Here is a 19,431-nt window from a genome sequence, read left to right on the forward strand (position 1 = left end):
CGAGGGCGCCAAGGGCAGGGACTGGTGGGACGTCACCGTCTCCATCGCTCCGGCGCCCGACGACCGGCCGCCCGTCTTCCATCCGAACGAACTGCTGCAGGAGGCGCCGGAGGACCCGTACGGCGCTCCCAAGGTCGGCCTGGACGACGACGCCGAGGGCAGGGACACCAAGGTCGACGTCCAGCACAACACCGCGGCCGCCACGAGCACCACGGCCGGGGCCTCCTCCAGCAAGGGTGCGGGCGGTCTGGCGTTCGGTCTCGCGCCGGTGGTGCCGGGGCTGTGGCTGGGCGGGGCGGCCATGGGCAGCGCGCAGCCCTGGCAGTCCTCGCGGGAGTCCCGCAGTCAGCGCAACGTGGCCGAACCGCGCGTGCTGCGCAGCGACAAGGGCTCGGACGAGGTGGCGCGCAAGGTGCGCTACCTCGTACGGATCAAGAAGCACGGCGGCGAGCACGAGGAGCTGCTGCGCGCCTCCGGGTCGCTCACCCAGCGCGTGCCGACCGAGCACCTGGTCCCGTCCGGCACCGGGACACCGGCCATGCCGGCCCCGTTTGCCGCCGCCGACCCCACGCCCGGCCGCGTCTCGCTCGCCGACTCGCTGGCGCCGCTCGCCGTGACCGACAGCGCCGCCCCGCACCAGGGCGGGCGCGGCCTGTTCGACGCGGTCCGCTCCGTCCTGCACCCCTCCCTCACCGCACCGGGCGCGCCGGGCCTGGCCCGGCTGTACGAGGCGACCTCGACGGCGACCGTCCTGGAGGACATGCCCCGGCTGCTGCGGGACGGCGTCGTCGGCGAGGACCTCACGTCCAAGGACGGGAAGACGGCGGGCAGTTACCGTCTGCGCGCCGCGCTCACCGGCTCACCCCGGCGTGGGGCACCGGCAAGACCCAGCTGCGCACGCATCAGCAGACCCAGACCTCGGTCACGGAGAGCGCCGGCAAGGGCCGGGCGGTCACGGCGGGCGCGGGTCCGGCGATCGGGGTCGGGGTGGCCGGCAACGCGGCCGTCGTACGGGGCACGGCGATGCCCGTCGCGGCCGCCCGCAAGGCGCGCTTCACCGCCACCGAGCAGACCGTCTCCAGCCGGCAGGGCGCCGAGGTCCGCGGCGAGAAGGTCCTCTACTACGGGACGGTGGAGTTCACGGCGGAGGGCACGGGCCCGCGTTCGGCGGAGATGATCCTTGATCCCGGGCGCCGGGTCGCCACGCACGCGATGAAGGTGTGGATGAGTCTGCGGGCCGACGAGGCGCAGAGTCTCGGGCTGCCGCTGCCGGAGGGGATGGCGGCCGGGGAGTTCGCCAAGAAGCCGAAGCGGACCGACGAGAGCGGCGGCGAGGTGGACGTGGAGCGCCATCTCGCCTACGGCGGAAAGGGCTCGAACGTCGTCCTCAGCCAGTTGGACACCGGCCCGATGGTGCGGGCCGTGAGCGAGCTGTTCGCCACCGACCCGCGGCTCGCGGGCTACCTGCCCGGCTTCGGTACGACACCGCCCGGCGCCCACACGAGCCGGGAGGAGGCGGAGACCCAGCGGCGCAACCACCGCGAGCTGATGACCGCCCTGTCGGAGACCAACCTGCGTGTCAACAAGGACCAGTTGCTGTCCACGGGCATCACGGTCCGGCTGCGCCGCAAGTCGACCATGCACTCGCACGACGTACAGCTGCGGATCAGGGGCGAGCTCGGCGACGCCGACTATCAGGGCGACATCAAGGACTGGCTGGTGCGCGCCCACTCCGGTGTCACGAGCACCTCGCTGAGCGGGCGCAGCAGTTCGCGTTCGATCGGCGGTCTGGTGCTCGGTCAGGCCCGGCTGGTCCCCGGCGTCCTGACCGGTGCGGCCCGCTACGAGCGGCACAGCACCGGCACCCGGCGCAACCAGGCCGGGCCCACCGGCCGTTCGGACATCGTGGCCAACGGTTCCGAGTCGGCCGCCGCGTTCTCGGCGCCGTTGCGGCTGGACGTGGACCTCACGATGACGTCCCGGCAGCGCAAGCTGGCCCGCGGACTCACCCTCGGCTCCCCGGGGCAGGACGCGCCGCAGTCCACGCTGCTGGGCGGGCTGCACCTGCCGGAACAGGACGTACGGCTGCTCACGCCGACCGAGTTCACGCTGGACCGGGAGGGCAAGGCCCGGCTCGACACTGTGGTCGGGGCCCGCCGGGCCGTGCCCGCGGCGCCCGACCACGACTTCGCCGCCGAAGGCATCGGCGACCTGGCCGCGATCACCCCGAGGCCGTCCGCCGGGCGCCTGCTCAAGGACTGGCAGCTGGTGGAGACCCTCGACGGGGAGCCGGTGCGGGCGCTGGCCCACGAGCTGCTGGCTCAGGCCGCCGCGCGCAACAAGGGGGCTCAGCGGGACACCGCGCTGGCGGCGGACGGGCTCGCGCCGCGGCAGGCGCTGGAGGAGCGGTTCGGCGAGCGGGCGATCCAGGGGGCGCTGCGCCAGGCCGCCTCCTCGGGCTGGGTGGTGAAGAACCTGCGCTATCCGCGCCGGCTGTCGGCGCTCAACGGCGCGGTCGGCACCCGGCTCGCGCTGGCCAACCCGAAGTTCCTGCACCAGGGCGCGGGCCCGGGCACGGAGACGTTCGTGCTGGGCGGCCACCAGTCGGCCGGGCAGAGCGGCCGGGGCACCTCCAGCACGGTGCAGTTCGGTGCCACCGTGTCGGAGAACGGTCCCGACTGGCGCACCGGTCAGGGCCTGTCGACGTTCCGTACGAGCGGCAAGGGGGACAGCGAGGCGTCCGCGCTGTCCGGCACGGTCGAGCGCAACGCCCACACGCCGAAGAAGGCGCCGCTGTATCTGGTCCAGTGCGACGTGCTGGTGAACATGGTCGCCGAGGTCGAGGTCACCGGCGGCGGCCCGTATGTGGCCAAGGGTGCCCGGACCCTGCCCGCCGCGGCGGGAGTGTGGCTGACGGAGGCGCAGCTGCCGGCACGAATCCGGCGGCAGTTGGGGCTGGACGAGGACGCGGCGGTGGCCACCACGTCGTCGGCGCGTCCGCAGGGCGAGGCCAGGGCGGAGAGCTCGCGGATGGCCCAGGAGCGGGCCGCCAGGGACACAACCGCCGCGACCGCCACGTCCCGGTCGGCCCCGGCGCCCACTACCGGCCCCTCTCTGCAGGCGGACACGGCGCTCGGTTTCGGCATGATCGAGGATCTGCCGGACTTCGTCCCGCTGCTGGGCAGGCTGCGCTCGGACCTCGCCCGGCAGGGCGGCCAGGGTGTCGCCGACGACCTGCTGCCCCGGCAGCAGCTCAAGGACCGCAACGACAACGTGCAGCGGCTGCTGCGGGTGCTGGACCGGGACGGCGCCACCGGGCTGCTGTCCGGCGCGATGGACGGCGGGGTCACCGTCGAACTGCTCGACGGCCGCAACACGCCCTGCTGGGCGGTGTTCAAGATCACCCGACGGGGAGCGGGCACGTACGAGGGCGACGCGAACGACGGCCGGGACATGGAGTACATCACCTCCGCCGTCTCCCAGAGCGCCGCTTCCCACGACCAGGGCGCGGTGAGCGGCGTCGAGGGCGTCTTCGCCGGATCGGGCAAACCCGAGGGCGGGGCGGGCCAGTTGAAGAGCACCGGCGGCGCGGCCGGTCTCGGCCATGCGTCCGGGGACTCGCGGCGCAGCGGCACCGCGAGCCGGACGCAGCTCGGTATGAAGACGGTGGCGGAGGCGGGCGCCGCCCCGTCGGCGAAGATGCGCGTGCCGATCTCGGCGAGCCTGGAACTGTACCGGGGCGTCAGGCGGTTGGGGCTCGCCCTGATGACCGACAGGCGGCTGGCGCTGACCCATCGGGTGCTGAAGAAGGACCTGGCGGCGCTGAACCGGACGGTGGCGCCCACGGCTCCGGCTCCCGTACCGGCGGCCGACCGAGGTGCGGCACGCGCCGGGCTCGGCGCCTGGCACGCGGCCGGGGTGCGGCTGCCGATGGAGGCACAGGTCAACGGGTTCCAAGGTGCGCCGCAGGTGCGGGAGTTGGTGACCGCCGCCGTACGGCAGGCGGGTGGCGGCGATCGTTTCCGCGACAAGGGGCAGGCCGCCGCGTACGCGCTCGACGAGGCGATCTCGACCGAGTGGATGGCCGCCGCGCTGCCGCTGCTCACCTCCGCCGGGGTCGACCTGCCGCCGGTGCACGCGTCCGGTGCGGAGGGCCAGGACCTGCGGGCCTCGCTGCACGCCCGGCTGCGGGCGGGGCGGGTGCTGGGCGTCGGCGACAAGATGACGTTCGAGACGGTGGGCCAGAGTCATCTGGACGCGCCGCGGCCCACGCAGACGGACGGTCAGAGCTCGGCCGACCACGGCAGGCAGGCCCGGGGGCTGGCGGGCGCGGGGCTGCTCAACGCGGACGAGTTCCGGCTCAACCAGCTGATGGGCAACGCGGGCGGCTCGGGCGGCGCGACGGACGCGGCGGCGAACTCCTCCGGCTCGATGCCGCTGCACAAGCCGAAGATGAAGTCGGTCCTGGTCCAGTTCACGCTGGACGTGAAGGCGGTGGCCCGGGTGACCGAGCGGGTGCGCAGTGGCCGTACGGGCACGGCGGAGCGAGAGACGACGCTCAGCAGGCCGGTGGTGATCCGTATGCCGGAGCCGGTGGTCCGCCGCATGCTGGCCGCGCAGGGTGCCGAACTCCAGGACCCCGACCACCACCTGGGCGCCGCGACGACGACCGCCACCCCTCCTCCTCCGCCCGGCAGCTAGCCGACCCCCAGCGCCTCGCGCAGCTCTCCCCGGCGCCGTATCCCCAACTTCTTGTACGCGCTGGTGAGATGGGTCTCCACGGTGCGCCGGGCCAGGTGCAGCAGGCCGGCGATCTCGGTGTTCGTGCGGCCGTCGGCGGCGAGCTGGGCGATGCGCAGTTCGCTGCCGGTGAGGGAGCCGGAGCCGGTGCGGACGAGGGCGGGGCGGCGGGCGCCGCCCTCGCGCAGGGCGTCCTCGGCGAGTGCGCGCAGCCGCAACGCGCCCAGCCGTTCGGCGCGTTCGGCCGCCTCGCGCAGGCACTCCCGGGCCCGCCCGCCCTCGCCGGCCGCGGTGAGCTGGCGGCCCTGTGCGATCAGGGCGGCGACCAGCTCCGGTTCGGCCGCGGCGGGTGCGTCCCGCAGCAGTCGTACGGCCTCCTCGGCCAGTTCGAGACCACGGCGGCCGCCCGTGACCCTGCCGAGCGTGCGCAGGGCGCGGCCCACCAGGCGGGGCGTGCCCCACACGCGGGCCAGCCGCAGCTCCTCCTCGGCGAGCGCGAGCGCCTGGTGCGGGTCGCCCAGGGCCAGGCGGCACTCGGCGGCGGCCGTGCGCCAGGGCGTGACGACCGGGCTGACCACGTCGCGGGCCGACTGGCGGCGGCCGCACTCCAGGAAGTCGTGCAGTGCCCCGGCCGGGTCGCCGTCGGCGGCTCGCTGTACCCCGCGTGCGTACAGGAACCGGTTCAACTCCCAGTTGTCGGGAGCCTCGTGGAGGTCGAAGCCGTCGGCGAGGCGTCGTGCCTCGGTGATCCGGCCGCTCTCCACCAGGGCGATCATGGTGTGGGCGTGCTCGTTGGAGGGCCCGGTGTCGGGCAGCAGGGGCGGCTCGGCCGGGAGCCGCCCGTACTCGCCGCGGGCCGCCGCGATGTCGGCGCGGGTGTTGAGCAGCGCCTGGTGCATGGGGTGCAGCAGGCCGGGGCGCTGGCCCGCCAGCCCGCGCTCCACGAGCCGCTCTGCCTCGTCGAGTTCGTCGGCCCACTGGGCGACCGCGGCGGCGGTGCCGACCAGGAACGGCTCGGTCAGCGCGTCGGCCGGCTCGGCCAGCAGCGCGCGTACCTGCTGCATGGCCTCGTCCGCAGAGGCCAGCCCGGCGGAGGCGGCGTAGCGCACGAGCAGGGCGCGGGTGGCCGGGCCGACCAGTTCCGGCGCGTGCGCTGCGGTGTCGGAGATCCGGCGGTACACCTCCTGCCGCACGGTCTGGTCATGGTCGGACAGGAGGGCGGAGGCGCTCTGCAGGGTGCCGGTGAGGTCGAGGCTGTCGCCGGGGTCGGTGCGGTCGGCGAGTTCCTTGTCCACCGTGCGCAGCACCTCGACGGCCGCGCGGGGCCGGCCGCGCCCGGCGAGGGCGGTGCCCAGGGCCATCGCGGCGCGCACGCGGTCCTGCGGGGTGCCGGGCAGCCGCAGTGCCTCGGTGAGGCGCGGGATGCCGGCCGAGGATCTGCGGCCGGTGACCTCCAGGGAGCCCAGTTCGGTCAGCAGCCGCTGGCGGCGATCGTCGGGCAGGGGTTCGTCGAGGGCGCGGCGCAGATAGGCGACGGCGTCGTCGTTGCGGCCCTCGCGCAGGGCGAGGGAGGCGGCGTCCTGGAGGACCGACGCCGCCCACGGGCCGGCCACCGGGTCGGACAGCAGCAGTTGGCGGGCCACTGTCTCGGTGGGGGCGCCGCGGTGCAGCATCGCCTGTGCGGCGGCCCGGTGTGCGGCCCGGCGCCGCGCGACGGGCACGCCGGTGAGCACCGCGTCGCGCAGCAGGGGGTGGGCGTAGCGCGGGCGGCCGCCCGGGTCGGGCCGCAGCAGGCCGAGCCCGGTCATGGCGGTGAGCCAGCCCGCCACCCGGGCGGGGTCGGCGCCCGCCAACTCGGCGAGCAGTCCGCCGAGATGCTCGGCGGTGGGGTCGGGTCCACCGCCGCGGCGCTCCCAGCCCTCGTCGAGCGCGGCGAGGGCGCGGGCCACCTCCGCCGTACCGGGACCGGCGCTGTCCAGCCACCACGAGACGGCCGCCGGGTACTCGCCCGGGTACAGGGCGGCGGACGTCTCCGGCACGGCCGTGCGCGGGGCGGAGCCGCCAAGGTCGTCGAGGAGGGCGCGCAGGAGCAGCGGGCTGCCCGCGCCGGCCCGTACGCAGTCGGCGGCCCAGGGGCCGGAGGCATGCGGGAACTCGGCCCGTACCAGCGCGGTGGCCGAGCCCGGGGTGAGCGGGTTGAGGGTGTGGGTGTGGACGAGGGCGGGCGAGAGGGTGTGGCTGAATCCGGGGACGGGCGGGTCGATGTCGTACTGGCTGCGTTCGGTGACGGCCAGCAGTACGGGCATGGCGAGGAGGTCCACGTGCCGGGCGGTCTCCACCAGCCAGCGGCAGGAGGGTGCGTCGGCGAGGTGGACGTCGTCCACGGCGAGCAGGAGAGGTGCCTCGTCGGCGTGTTCACGCAGCAACTGCCGCAGTTTCGCGCCGGTTTCGCGCTCACCGCCGTGCAGTGGGTCACCTGTCTGCCCGAACCCCTGTAATCGGCCCAGAAGTTGGAGTACGGCGGCGAAGGGGACCGTGGCGTCGCCGGGGGCACAGCGGGCGCGCAGGACCCGCATGCCGTGGGCCGCGGCGGCCTCGGCGGCGGCCTCCAGGACCGTGGTGCGGCCGGTGCCGGTGGCGCCGCGCAGCAGTACCACGCCGCCCGCGCCGGCCCGGGCGCGCGCGGCCGCGTCCGCCAACAGTGCGGCGGCTTCCCGGTGTTCGCGGGGCTGCTCAGGCGGCGCTTCGGACATCCCTGCCTCCTTGGTCGGGCGTGACGTGTACCGCAGTCGAGGACGGACCCGGCCACTTGTCGGTGGCGTGACAAGTCCCACTACGGCCGGAATCCGCCATCGGGGAACCGGACGCCGCGGCACCGTCGTGGTAGCCGAACCGCCGATCTCGTGGTGCTGCTCGTGGTGCTCCACGATTGAAACCGCCCCACCCGCCACGCGAGTGTGACGAGTGCACGCTGGCCGCCGACCCCACCGAGGTGGCCGGCACGTGGACATGGGGGAAACGCTTGCTCAGCTCATCGCGGTCCGGACGGTCCGGGACGGCCGAGGCGCCGGACCGGATACCCGTGGCGGTGCACGCAGTGGACCCGATCCTGCGCGAGGGCGCGATCGGCCAGCTGCGCCGGTACCCGGAGGTCGAGCTCCGGGAGGAGAGCGCCTCGGGCCCGGGCACGGTCGCGCTGCTCGTCGAGGACGTACTGGACGAGGCCGCCCTGACCCGCCTGCGCCGTCTGGTGCGCAGCGAGGGGGCGCGGGCGGCGCTGGTGGTGAGCTCGCTCAGGGAGAGCGAACTGCTCGAAGTGATCGAGTGCGGGGTGGGCGCCATCGTGTGGCGGCACGAGGCGACCGCGACCCGACTGGTGCAGGCCGTGCTCGCGGCCGCGCGCGGCGACGGGGATCTGCCCGCCGACCTGCTGGGCCGGCTGATCAGCCAGGTGGGTGCGCTGCACCGGGGCACGGCGGGACGGGGCGGTGTGCCGTCCTCGGGGCTGACCCCGCGCGAGGTGGATGTGCTGCGTCTGGTCGCCGAGGGCCTCGACACCGGAGAGATCGCCGGCAAGCTGTCCTACTCCGAACGCACGGTCAAGAATGTGATCCACGGGCTGACCACCCGACTGCACCTTCGCAACCGGGCGCACGCGGTCGCGTATGCCCTTCGGGAAGGCTACATCTGATCGAAAGGGCAGCTCGCGCCGCCCCCTCGGGCAGGCGAGTTCGCCCTTTGGCCGTCCCCTGCGTGTCTGCGCGGACGGCACGGGCGCAGGCAGGATCGAGTACGGCGGCAGGTTTCGTGCGGTGACCGGCACCGCGGGGCGGGAGCAACACGGTGATCCACGAGGTGGACGAGGTCCTCAAAGGCCTGCTCGTCGGCGGTGCGCTGGCGGGCTCCGGCATCGACGTCGCCTTCGACGCCCCGACCCGCGACTGGGCCGCCCGGCGCAACTCCCCCACCATCAACGCCTACTTGTACGACATCCGCGAGGACATCAACCGCCGTCAGCGCGGGCATGTCCCGGTGCACGACGAGCGCGACGTGGTGGTCAAGCGGCGCCAGCCGCCGCGCTGGTTCCGGCTGTCGTACCTGCTGACGGCGTGGACGAAGCAGCCCCAGGACGAACACCGCCTGCTGTCCGCCGTACTGGCCACCCTGATCCCGCGCGAGCTGCTGGCACCCTCGGAACTGCCCGGCGCACTGGGCGGTTTGGGCCTGACGGTGCCCGTGTCGGTGGCCGGCATCCAGACGGAGGCCCGTTCCACGGCGGAGATCTGGTCCGCCCTCGGCGGTGAACTCAAGCCGTCCCTCGACCTGGTGATCACCGCGCCGTTCCCGGCCTACCCCGAGTACGACGCCGGCCCGCCGGTCACCGAGGGCGCCGCGGTCCGCGTCCGCACCATGGACGAAAGCGGACCGGTCAGCGAGGAACGCGCCCACCGCCCCGCGCAGGTGGCCGCCGCCAGGAACGCCCGTCGCATCACCCGCCGCGAGCGCGGGACGGAACCGCTCACGTGACCACGCAGACCCCGGCGACGCCGTACGACACGACGGACTCCGACCCCGCCACCGCCCTCGTCGCCCGGCTGCACGCCCTGCGGGAGCGCGTCGCCCTGCTCGTGGAGCAGCGGTCCGCCGACGATCCGACGGCCGGTGATCCGCTGCGCGGGCTGTACCTCTCCGAGGAGGCGGTACGGCACCTGCTGCGCCCGGCGGAACCGGTGCGCCCCGCTCCCCCCACCCTCGACGGCCAACCGCAGGACCGGCTGGCCGAGTTGTCCGGGCGCCTCGGGCTGACCGAGCTGGACGCCGCGCTGCTGCTCATCGCCGTGGCTCCGGACCTGGACCGCGCCTTCGAGCCGCTGTACGGCTACCTCAACGACGACGTCAGCCGCCGCCGGGCCACCGTCTCGCTCGCCCTCGACCTGCTCGGCGCCCCGCTCCACTCACCGGGCGCCCGGGCCCGGCTCCACCCCACGGCGTCGCTGTCCAGGCTCGGGCTGCTGACCGTGGAGGAGCCCGAACGCCCCTTCCTCAGCCGCTCGTTGCGGGTCCCGGACCGGCTCGTGGCCCATCTGCTCGGCGACGACACCCCCGATGCCACGCTCGCCGGGCACCTGCACCCGCTGACGGCGCCGCCGCAGTCGTACGACACCCAAGAGCCGTCCACGGACGACGAGTTCGGCAGCTTGGTTCAGCGGCTGGCCGCCCGCCTGACCGCCCATCCACCGCTCACCGCCTACCTGCGTGAGCGTCGCGAGGGCGACGGGGTCGCCTGCGCGGCCGCGGCGCTGGACCTCGCGGGTGTCCCGTCGGTGCGCTATTCCGGCCCCGAGGGCCGCGTGCCCGACCTGCTGCGGGAGGCCAGGCTGGGCGGCCTGGTCGTCGTGGTGACCGGCCTGCCCGAGCAACCGGCGTCGCTGATACGGGAATTGTCGGCCGCGACGGACGTACGCGTGCTGATCGCCGGCCCCCGCCCGTACGACCCCCAGTGGTGCGACGAGGACCCCCTCGCGCTGGACGTGCCCCCGCAGCACACGGGTGCGCTGCGCGCCTGGTCTGCGGCGCTCGGCGAGGAGCCGGGCTTCGACCTGGCCGCCACCGTCGCCCCCTACCACCTGCCCGGCGACCGTGTAGCCCGCGCCGCACACGCGGCCCGGAGCCTGGCCCGGTTCGACGGCACCCCGCTCTCCCCCGCCCATCTGCGCCTCGCCGCCCGTCAGCAGTCCGCGTCGGGCCTCGAACAGCACGCCCGCCGGATCCGCCCGGCCGTCGACTGGACCGACCTGGTCCTGCCCGATCGCCCCCTCACCCAGCTGCACGAACTCGCCCTGCGCGCCCGCCACCGCGACCGCGTGCTCGGCGACTGGCGGCTCAGCGCGGGCGGCGGGCGCGGCAGAGGCGTGCTCGGCCTGTTCGCAGGCGAGTCGGGTACGGGAAAGACCCTGTCCGCGGAGGTCGTGGCCGCCGAACTGGGCCTGGATCTGTATGTCGTTCAGCTGTCCTCGGTGGTCGACAAGTACGTCGGCGAGACCGAGAAGAACCTCGAGCGCATCTTCACCGAGGCCGACCGTACCGACGCCGTGCTTCTCTTCGACGAGGCCGACGCCGTCTTCGGCAAGCGCTCCGAGGTGAAGGACTCGCACGACCGGTACGCCAACATGGAGAGCGCCTATCTGCTCCAGCGGCTGGAGTCCTTCGACGGGATCGCGCTGCTCACCACCAACCTGCGCGCCAACATCGACGAGGCGTTCACCCGGCGCCTGGACCTGGTGGTGGACTTCCCGTTCCCGGACCGTGAGCAGCGGCTGGCGCTGTGGCGGCACAGCCTGTCCCACGTTCCGTGCGGGCAGGACGTCCAACTCGGGTCGGTGGCAGCCGACTTCGAGCTCGCCGGCGGCTCGATCCGCAGCGCCGTGGTGACCGCCGCGTATCTCGCCGCCGGACGGGACGACCTCGTCACCGGCGCGGACCTGTTGGAGGGCGCCCGCCGCGAGTACCGCAAGGCGGGGCGGCTGGTGCCGGGCGAGGGTGCCTGGTAACTCCGGGGCTGCCGCCTCTAGCCCTCGACCCGCCACTTCTGGTTGGGGGTGCCGGCGCAGGTCCACAGCTGGAGTTTGGCGCCGTTGCCGGTCTTGTCGTCCACGACGTCCACGCACTTGTCGGCCTGCGGGTTCACCAGGTCGCCCTGCTGGCTGAGCACGAACTGCTGGGCGGGGTTGCCGCTGCACCGGGCCAGCTGGATGTGCGCCCCGTCGTCCTTGGAGCCCCAGGCCACGTCCATGCACATGCCGAGCGAGCGCACGGTGCCGTCACCTCGGAAGTCCCACTTCTGGTTGGCCGAGCTCGCGCAGTCCCAGATCTGGAGCTGCTTGCCGTCCTTGCCGACACCGTTCTGGGCGTCGGTGACGTCGATGCAGCGGTCCGACGCCTGCCCGATGATGAGCCGGCCCGGCGCGGGCGCGGCGGACTTCTTCGGGGTGGGCTTCGAGCCACCGCCGCTCTTCTCCCCGCCCCCGCCGGAGGACGAGGACCCCGAACCGCCGCCCGAACCGCCGGACGTGCCGTCCTGGTCGTCGCCACTCGGCACCGGTGTGGACGGTTCCGGTGCGGCGGATGTCAGGGCCGGGGTGGGTGTCGGGGTGGGCGCGAGTGTGTTGCCCGCCTCGACGGGCTTCTCGGTGGCGCCCGAGTTCACGGCCGGCTTGTAGGCGATCCACAGCATCACGAACGTGATCGCGAGAGCCGTCACGACGCCGAAGAAGGTGGCCAGCCAGCGGGGCAGGAAGCCGCGCTGAATGTAAGTCCCTTCCACTGCCGTGGGGTTGGCTCCGGAGCGGATCACGTTCAACGCGTAGGGGTGCTGCTCCTTGCCGCCGAACCAGATGATGCGGCGCGGCTTGAGCGTCGTCTTCACGAACGCGGCGCGGCCCGGTTCGATCTGGACGTTGCTCGGGGAGATCTCGTACGAGAGCTGGTCGCCGGTGTCGTTGCCGCCGATCGACGCGGTGAGCTTGGTGTTGCCGATGTTGTCGACGGCCAGGCGCGGTCGCCCACGGAACCGGCCCTTGACGGTGGGCGGCACGAGTTCGGCCCGCACCTCCGTGAAGGGGGTGATCGTCAGATTCCCCTCGGGGACCGTCGTCGCTTCCGGATGCTCCGTGGGCGTGATGCGGATCGCGTACGGATTCGGACCGGCCGCCGCGTCGGGAGTGCGCGGCGGCGAGAAGGTCAGGTCCACCGTCCCGGTGGTGCCGGGATACAGCCGCAGCGTGTGCGGCTGCACCGTCGTCCAGGGGGCGATGGGCCCGACCGGCTCGAAGCGGTACTCGTCCACCACGTCACCGGTGTTGCGCAACCGCAGCCGCACGCGAGTACTGCCACCCGGATCCACCGTCGCGGAGGCGGGTTCCAGGGAGGTCCACAGACCGGTCACGTCAGCCTTCCGAGGGGTGCACGACGAGCCACTCCTGGTCGTCGGTGGTGGAGCAGTCGAACAAGGTGAGGTCGGTGTCGTTGCCGCCGGTGCTGTAACCGGCGACGTCCAGGCACTTGTTGTCGCTGGCGAAGTTGCGGATCCAGTAGGCGCCGCTGTCCTGCTTCTCGATCCACCAGAGCTGGTTGTCGGCGGTCGTGCCGTTGCACGGGTACTCGGTGATCGGCGAACGGACCGGCTCAGACCCGTAGTTGGGCAGATCCATGCAGAGCTGGTCCTTCACATTGCGGATCTGGAACAGCGGACGGCTGCCGGGGCCGCCCTTGGGGTACTTCACCTCGAGGTTCCACAGCTGGTTGTCGTTGCTGGTGCCGTCGCAGGTGTACTCGCGTACCGGGCCGTCGGACTTGCCCTCGTCGTAGCCGGGGATGTCCGCGCACTTCTTGGTGGTGGTGTTGCGCAGCAGGACGTTGGTCGCGGGCACGACCGGCTTGGGCCTTTTCTTCTTGGGCTGGGACGGGGCGCCGCCCCCACCGCCGCTGCTTCCCGATCCGCCGTCGCCGCTGTCGCCACCGCCGTCATCCGCTGTGGGAGTCGGGGAGGGGGCCGGGGCGGAGGAGAGCACCGGGGTGGGTGTCGGGGTGGGCGCGAGTGTGTTGCCCGCCTCGACGGGCTTCTCGGTGGCGCCCGAGTTCACGGCCGGCTTGTAGGCGATCCACAGCATCACGAAGGTGATCGCGAGAGCCGTCACGACGCCGAAGAAGGTGGCCAGCCAGCGGGGCAGGAACCCACGTTGGACGTAAGTGCCCTCCACGGGCAGGGGGTTGGCGCCCGAGCGCACGACGTTCAGCGTGTACGGGCGCTGCTCCTTGCCGCCGAACCAGATGATCCGGCGCGGCTTGAGCGTCGTCTTCACGAACGCCGCCCTGCCCGGCTCGATCTGCACATTGCTCGGGTGGATCTCGTACGAGAGCTGGTCGCCGGTGTCGTTGCCGCCGACCGACGCGGTGAGCCTGGTGTTGCCGATGTTGTCGACCGCGAGCCGCGGTCGCCCACGGAACCGGCCCTTGACGGTGGGCGGCACGAGTTCGGCGCGCACCTCCGTGAAGGGGGTGATGGTGAGGTTGCCCTCGGGGACGGTCGTGGCTTCCGGATGCTCGGTGGGCGTGATGCGGATCGCGTACGGATTCGGACCGGCCGCCGCGTCGGGAGTGCGCGGCGGCGAGAAGGTCAGCTCCACCGTCCCCGTGGTCCCCGGATACAGCCGCAGCGTCTGCGGCTCCACGGTGGTCCACGGCGCGATCGGCCCGACCGGCTCGAAGCGGTACTCGTCCACCACGTCACCGGTGTTGCGCAACCGCAGCCGGACGCGGGTGCTGCCACCCGGATCCACCGTCGCGGAGGCGGGTTCGAGAGAGGTCCAGAGAGTCATGCGGTCACACCGTCAGCTTGATGGCTTCGATCCAGCGCGAGTTGTCGAAGGCCCCGGCGGTGTTGAGGTCGGGGCGGGCGTTGTTGCAGGACTGGTCGCGCCAGTCCTGGTCGCGGACCTTGACCACGTTGCAGGCCTGGCCCGAGCCGACGTTCCAGACGAAGGTCACCAGGAAGGGGGCGTCCCTCTTCGTGCTGCCGATGTAGTTGTCCTTGCCGTCCGCCTTGATGGCGGTCCAGCTCGGCAGCCACCTGCCCTGGCCGTTGGTCGACTGGTCGTCGTGCACCATGGCGCTGCCGGCGGAGCCCTGGACGCCGTAGACCGCCACGTTGAGGGCCTTGATCGCCCTGGCCTGTCCGACCGTGCCGCCGACGGTGCCGTCGCACACCGGCTTCTGCCAGCCCTCGTCCTGGACGAAGGCGCGGTAGCAGACGTGCCGGCCGCCGGGGTCGCTGGCGGCCAGGCGGTTCACGGCGGTCGCCGCGGTGTCCGCCTTGGGCTTGGCGGAGGCCGAGGAGTCGCCCCCGCCGCCTCCGCCTCCGGACCCGCCCGCGCCGCCGTCGCCGGCGGCGGGCGACGGTGTGGTGGTCGGCGCCGGGGCCGGCGGCAGCGCCGGTGACGCGCTCGCCGAAGGGCTGGGCGCGAGCGTGGCACCGGCCTCGGCGGTCTTCTCGGTGGCGCCGCTGTTCACTCCGGGCTTGTAGGCGATCCACAGCATCACGAAGGTGATCGCCAGGCCGATGAAGATGCCGAAGAAGGTGGCCAGCCAGCGGGGCAGGAAGCCGCGCTGGACGTAAGTGCCTTCTACCGGAAGCGGGTTGACGCCGGAGCGCAGGATGTTCAGCGTGTACGGGCGCTGCTCCTTGGGCCCGAACCAGATGATGCGGCGCGGCTTGAGCGTCGTCTTCACGAAGGCGGCGCGGCCCGGCTCGATCTGCACGTTGCTCGGGAAGATCTCGTACGCCAGCTGGTCGCCGGTGTCGTTGCCGCTGATCGACGCGGTGAGCTTGGTGTTGCCGATGTTGTCGACGGCCAGGCGGGGGCGTCCGCGGAAGCGGCCCTTGACGGTGGGCGGGACGAGTTCGGCCCGCACCTCCGTGAAGGGGGTGATCGTCAGATTCCCCTCGGGGACGGTCGTCGCCTCGGGATGCTCGGTGGGTGTGATCCGCACCGCGTAGGGGTTGGGACCGGCGGCGGCGTCAGGGGTGCGCGGCGGTGAGAAGGTCAGCTCCACCGTCCCGGTCGTCCCCGGATACAGCCGCAGGGTCTGTGGTTCGACCGTCGTCCAGGGGGCGATGGGCCCCACGGGTTCGAAACGGTACTCGTCCACGATGTCGCCGGTATTGCGCAACCGCAGTCGGACACGGGTGCTGCCACCCGGGTCCACGGTCGCGGAGGCGGGTTCCAGGGAAGTCCACAGGCTCACGCGTCGACGCTACGGATTCTCCGCCGCGAGGTCAGGAGTCTTCCGTGCACAGCTCGTTGCCCTCCGGGCCACCGCACGGCGGGCGTCGGAGAGCTCCACACGGACCGTGCAGCAACGTCTGCCCGTTCGGCCGCAGTTGCTGACCTCCCGTACCTGGCGAAGGCGGTCCGTCCCGGGTATCGAGGAGTAGCCCTACCGCGTTCCCGCCCAGGAAGAGGTTGCATGCACACCCAGGACGGCACAAGAGCCACGGAGCACCGGGCCGGTGGCGCCCAGGTGAAGACGCCTCGCGTCACACCGCCGCCCGGTCCCGTCCCGGCGGCGCTCGACCCCCGGTCCAAGGGGGCTCTGAGCCCGGGGTCCATGGCCACGATGCAGACCGCGGCGGGGAACACGGCCGCCTCGCTGATGGTCCAGCGGATGCTGACCGCCCAGGAGCCGGCGACGCAGCACGCTCCGTACGAGCAGAGCGTCGCCGAGTACCTCGCCTCCGGCGGACCGGCGAAGCTGTACCGGGCGGTCCGCATCGAGTCGCAGGCCAAGCGCCGCGAGGACAAGTCGGAGATCGTCGCCGGTGCCGACGGGAACCTGGGCGAGGGGATCTCGACGCGCCAGGAGGTGACGAGGATCTACCAGACCCTCAGGCAGTGGCCCGAGGGCAAGGACATCGAACCCGTCGACTCGGGCGCGACGTTCACCGTGGCCCACCATGTGGCGGGGGACAACTACGGCACGCAGTACATCTCGTTCACCCCGAGCCAGGGCCGGGCCGTCAACTACTCCAAGTACAACTTCAAAGAGGGACCCGCCGAAAACCTGGACTACGCCCAGAAGCCGCGCCTGGTGAAGAACTGGGCTCCCGTGATCGAGATCGACGTGTCCAAACTCGGCTCCGGGGCCCGGCTGGTGAACCTCGGCAACCCCGTCATCCACGGTCAGACGAACCTCACCGAGCGGCCGGAGATCGGCTCCATGGCGACCACCGACCAGGAGGTCCTCATCAAGGGGACGGTCGCGTCGGGCGCGATCACCCAGGTGTACGGCGTCGAGGACGCCATCAGGACCATGGACCTCGATGCCCGCAGGCAGCTCATGGAGAGCGAGTTCAGGTACGGCCGCCGGGAGGCCAACCCGCAGGAATTCGACGCGCTGCTCGGCCGGAACGTCCCCGACCACCTCCGGCACTATTTCGAGCACCTCCAGGAAGAGCCCGAGGAGGCCGCGCCCCAGCCCGCGACGGCGAGCAGGCGGCGGCCCGCGTCGCAGTCGCCGACACGGCCGGACGAGGCTCCCGAGCCCCTTGTGACGAAGCCGGCGAAGAAGAAAAAGAAGCCGAACAAGAACCTGTTGAGCTTCGGCTCGGACGACGAGTAGGTTCCGGACCCACCGGCTGCCGCCGCCGGCCGCCGGACAGCCCAGGGATCAGGCCAGGTCGGGGGCCTGGCCCTGGGCCATCCGGCGGCCGTTGGCGGCGGCCCTGAGCTCGAAGCGGTCACCGGGGTCGGAGACCCGCGCGCCCGAACCGTCGTCGGCACCGGACACGGGCCCGCTGCTCTGCTGATGGACGTGGTCGATCTCGTGGAACAACGTCTCGTCGTCCACGCCCTGGTCGCCCACGACGATGTCGGAGCCGGTGGTGTAGGCGCGGGCACCGTACTCCAGCGCCGAGCGCTGGGCGACCGGTCCGGAGTGCACCCGCACGTGGCCGAAGCTCATGCCGTAGGCCTGCTCCGCCTTGGACTGGATGTGCGGCGCCAGCGGGCTGCCGGGCGAACTGATCGCGTCGTAGACCGACGCGCGGCGCTGCACGGCCGGCTGCCCGGCCGTCTCCTGACCACCCTCCGGCGCCTGGTGGCCGCAGTCGGGCCCGTGCTCGTGGCGTGCCTCCTGGACCGCCCGGGTCACGGCCGCGTTGCCCGCGCTCCGCTGCAGGGCGAGGAGCGGTGGCACGGGTGCGGCGGTACGTGTGGGGGCGGCTTTGCGGTCGGCGGACGAGTGGTTCTCTTCGTGTGCGCGCATGGGCCTTCCCGGTCGCCGGCAGGACGTCTGGTTCCACCAAATAGCGTGCCGGGCGCGGCAGGGAAAGGGCCTCAAGGGCAGTCCCGCGGGCACCGTCGGTGGCCCCGTGAACCCCGGGGCGTGGCGAACTGCCCTTGCGGGCAGAGAGGTTGCCCCCACTCCGGCACCGCAGGCCGTTTTCCCGGCGTTGCGCGCGCGAGAGCCTGGTGGGTGTTCCTGTCTCGTACCCCGAGGAGAGCAGAGCATGCCGTCCTACCTGTCGCCCGGCGTCTACGTCGAGGAGGTGGCCAGCGGCTCGCGCCCCATCGAGGGTGTGGGCACGTCGGTCGCGGCCTTCGTGGGCCTCGCCCCGACCGGTCCGCTGAACGAGCCGACGCTGGTGACCAACTGGACCCAGTACGTGGCGAGCTTCGGTGAGTTCACCGACGGGTACTACCTCGCGCCGTCCGTCTACGGCTTCTTCCAGAACGGTGGCAGCGCGGCGTACGTCGTGCGTGTGGGCGGTTCCGCCGAGGACGCCGCCGCCGGCGCTTCCGCGCCCGCCGCCGTGACCGGCTCCGCCGCCAAGCGCGAACTGCCCGCCGCCGAGCCCACGCAGCTGGGCACGTTCAAGGTGGCGTCCATCGCCTCCGGCGGCAACGGCGCGCTGAGCGTCGAGGTCGCCGACCCGGAGGGCGAGGGCCCCGCCGAGCGGTTCAAGCTGATCGTCAAGGACGGCGACAAGGCCGTCGAGACGTTCGACGTGACCGCCAAGAAGGGCGGCCGCAACTACGTCGTCACGCAGGTGAAGGAGCGCTCGAAGCTCATCACCGTGACCGAGGCCGCGCCGGCCGCGCAGCTGGTCCGCCCCGACAACCAGACGGTGGCCGTGGTCGCTCCGGCGCCCGCACCCGCCGTACCGGACAAGGCCGTTGGCGGCTCGCACCCCGGTCCCGCCCAGTACCTCGGAGACTCCGCCGACCGCACCGGCTTCGGCGGCCTGGAGGCCGTCGACGAGATCTCCATGGTCTCGGTGCCCGACCTGATGGCCGCCTATCAGCGCGGCGCGATCGACCTGGAGTCCGTCAAGGCGGTCCAGCTCGGTCTGATCGCGCACTGCGAGCTGATGGGCGACCGCGTCGCGATCATCGACCCGCCGCCGAGCCTGAATGCCCGTCAGATTCGGGTGTGGCGGCAGGAGACGGCCGGCTACGACTCCAAGTACGCAGCCCTGTACTACCCGTGGATCAAGAGCTTCGACCCGGCCGCCGGCCAGACGCGGCTGATCCCGCCGAGCGGTCACGTGGCCGGCGTCTGGGCCCGCAACGACTCCGAGCGCGGCGTGCACAAGGCGCCCGCCAACGAGGTCGTACGCGGCGCGGTCGACCTGGAGACCCAGATCACCCGCGGTGAGCAGGACCTGCTCAACCCGATCGGCGTCAACTGCATCCGCGCCTTCCCCGGCCGGGGCATCAGGGTGTGGGGCGCGCGGACGCTGGCCTCGGACCCGGCCTGGCGCTACCTGAACATCCGCCGGTACTTCAACTACCTGGAGGAGTCGATCCTGATCGGCACCCAGTGGGTGGTGTTCGAGCCGAACGACCACGCCCTGTGGGCCCGGATCCGGCGCAACATCTCGGCGTTCCTGGTCAACGAGTGGCGCAACGGCGCCCTGTTCGGGCAGCGGCCCGAGGAGGCGTTCTACGTCAAGTGCGACGAGGAGACCAACCCGCCGGAGTCGGTGGACGTCGGCCGCGTCGTCTGCGAGATCGGCATCGCGCCGGTCAAGCCCGCCGAGTTCGTGATCTTCCGGCTGGCCCAGTTCTCCAGCGGCAACGGGGAGTTGGAGGAGTAGGCCGCCCGGCTCGCCCCCGACGTCGTTTTCAACAC

General features: G+C 72.8%; 11 protein-coding genes. 6 read left to right on the top strand and 5 right to left on the bottom strand.

Annotated elements, in window-relative coordinates; genetic code table 11:
- The first annotated feature begins 987 nt into the window (after positions 1-987).
- Positions 988-4,701, top strand: coding sequence for a hypothetical protein (locus tag ACGFYN_RS31935; RefSeq protein ID WP_393869391.1), 3,714 nt, complete (start codon positions 988-990; stop codon positions 4,699-4,701).
- Here the strand turns inward: ACGFYN_RS31935 and ACGFYN_RS31940 are convergent.
- Positions 4,698-7,493 (bottom strand): AAA family ATPase, encoded by a 2,796-nt coding sequence (locus ACGFYN_RS31940; protein WP_393869392.1) that lies wholly within the window; start codon positions 7,491-7,493, stop codon positions 4,698-4,700. The genes ACGFYN_RS31935 and ACGFYN_RS31940 overlap by 4 nt on opposite strands.
- 269 nt (positions 7,494-7,762) lie before the next feature.
- Between ACGFYN_RS31940 and ACGFYN_RS31945 the strand changes: the two genes are divergently transcribed.
- The 3 genes from ACGFYN_RS31945 (at position 7,763) to ACGFYN_RS31955 (ending at position 11,291) form a co-directional block, all read left to right on the top strand.
- Complete coding sequence (locus tag ACGFYN_RS31945; RefSeq protein ID WP_393869393.1) at positions 7,763-8,431, top strand: LuxR C-terminal-related transcriptional regulator; 669 nt, start codon at positions 7,763-7,765, stop codon at positions 8,429-8,431.
- 152 nt (positions 8,432-8,583) lie between these two features.
- Positions 8,584-9,267, top strand: a complete 684-nt coding sequence (locus tag ACGFYN_RS31950; RefSeq protein ID WP_393869394.1) for a DUF4255 domain-containing protein — start codon at positions 8,584-8,586, stop codon at positions 9,265-9,267.
- The gene (locus ACGFYN_RS31955; RefSeq protein ID WP_393869395.1) at positions 9,264-11,291 is read left to right on the top strand and encodes an ATP-binding protein; all 2,028 of its coding nucleotides are present in this window, start codon (positions 9,264-9,266) and stop codon (positions 11,289-11,291) included. The genes ACGFYN_RS31950 and ACGFYN_RS31955 overlap by 4 nt, the downstream gene beginning before the upstream one ends.
- 17 nt (positions 11,292-11,308) lie before the next feature.
- Here the strand turns inward: ACGFYN_RS31955 and ACGFYN_RS31960 are convergent, their stop codons facing one another.
- From ACGFYN_RS31960 to ACGFYN_RS31970, 3 genes are read right to left on the bottom strand one after another with little or no spacing between them, the layout of a single operon-like run.
- Positions 11,309-12,643 carry a ricin-type beta-trefoil lectin domain protein gene (locus ACGFYN_RS31960; RefSeq protein WP_393869504.1) on the bottom strand — a complete coding sequence of 445 codons (1,335 nt, stop codon included), beginning with the start codon at positions 12,641-12,643 and terminating at the stop codon, positions 11,309-11,311.
- A gap of 43 nt (positions 12,644-12,686) precedes the next feature.
- Positions 12,687-14,117 carry an RICIN domain-containing protein gene (locus ACGFYN_RS31965; protein ID WP_393869396.1) on the bottom strand — a complete coding sequence of 477 codons (1,431 nt, stop codon included), beginning with the start codon at positions 14,115-14,117 and terminating at the stop codon, positions 12,687-12,689.
- 4 nt (positions 14,118-14,121) lie between these two features.
- Positions 14,122-15,543, bottom strand: a complete 1,422-nt coding sequence (locus ACGFYN_RS31970) for a hydrolase (RefSeq protein ID WP_393869397.1) — start codon at positions 15,541-15,543, stop codon at positions 14,122-14,124.
- Between the two features lie 222 nt (positions 15,544-15,765).
- Here ACGFYN_RS31970 and ACGFYN_RS31975 point away from each other — a divergent pair, with 222 nt between their 5' ends.
- Positions 15,766-16,917: a hypothetical protein gene (locus ACGFYN_RS31975; protein ID WP_393869398.1), complete on the top strand. Its 1,152-nt coding sequence runs from the start codon at positions 15,766-15,768 to the stop codon at positions 16,915-16,917.
- Positions 16,918-16,965: 48 nt separating this feature from the next.
- Here the strand turns inward: ACGFYN_RS31975 and ACGFYN_RS31980 are convergent, their stop codons facing one another.
- Positions 16,966-17,562 (bottom strand): DUF4157 domain-containing protein, encoded by a 597-nt coding sequence (locus tag ACGFYN_RS31980; RefSeq protein WP_393869399.1) that lies wholly within the window; start codon positions 17,560-17,562, stop codon positions 16,966-16,968.
- A gap of 244 nt (positions 17,563-17,806) precedes the next feature.
- On the opposite strand from ACGFYN_RS31980, the gene ACGFYN_RS31985 reads away from it, so the two are divergent.
- Positions 17,807-19,396, top strand: coding sequence for a phage tail sheath subtilisin-like domain-containing protein (locus ACGFYN_RS31985; protein ID WP_393869400.1), 1,590 nt, complete (start codon positions 17,807-17,809; stop codon positions 19,394-19,396).
- Positions 19,397-19,431: the final 35 nt, after the last annotated feature.

The organism is Streptomyces sp. NPDC048419 (assembly GCF_043200415.1).
Lineage (GTDB): Bacteria > Actinomycetota > Actinomycetes > Streptomycetales > Streptomycetaceae > Streptomyces.

Excerpts from the sequence above, each read along its gene's own strand:
- ACGFYN_RS31975 (WP_393869398.1), top strand. The coding sequence starts at position 15,766 with ATGCACACCCAGGACGGCACAAGAGCCACGGAGCACCGGGCCGGTGGC.
- ACGFYN_RS31985 (WP_393869400.1), top strand. The coding sequence starts at position 17,807 with ATGCCGTCCTACCTGTCGCCCGGCGTCTACGTCGAGGAGGTGGCCAGC.
- ACGFYN_RS31965 (WP_393869396.1), bottom strand. The coding sequence starts at position 14,117 with ATGACTCTCTGGACCTCTCTCGAACCCGCCTCCGCGACGGTGGATCCG.
- ACGFYN_RS31940 (WP_393869392.1), bottom strand. The coding sequence starts at position 7,493 with ATGTCCGAAGCGCCGCCTGAGCAGCCCCGCGAACACCGGGAAGCCGCC.
- ACGFYN_RS31980 (WP_393869399.1), bottom strand. The coding sequence starts at position 17,562 with ATGCGCGCACACGAAGAGAACCACTCGTCCGCCGACCGCAAAGCCGCC.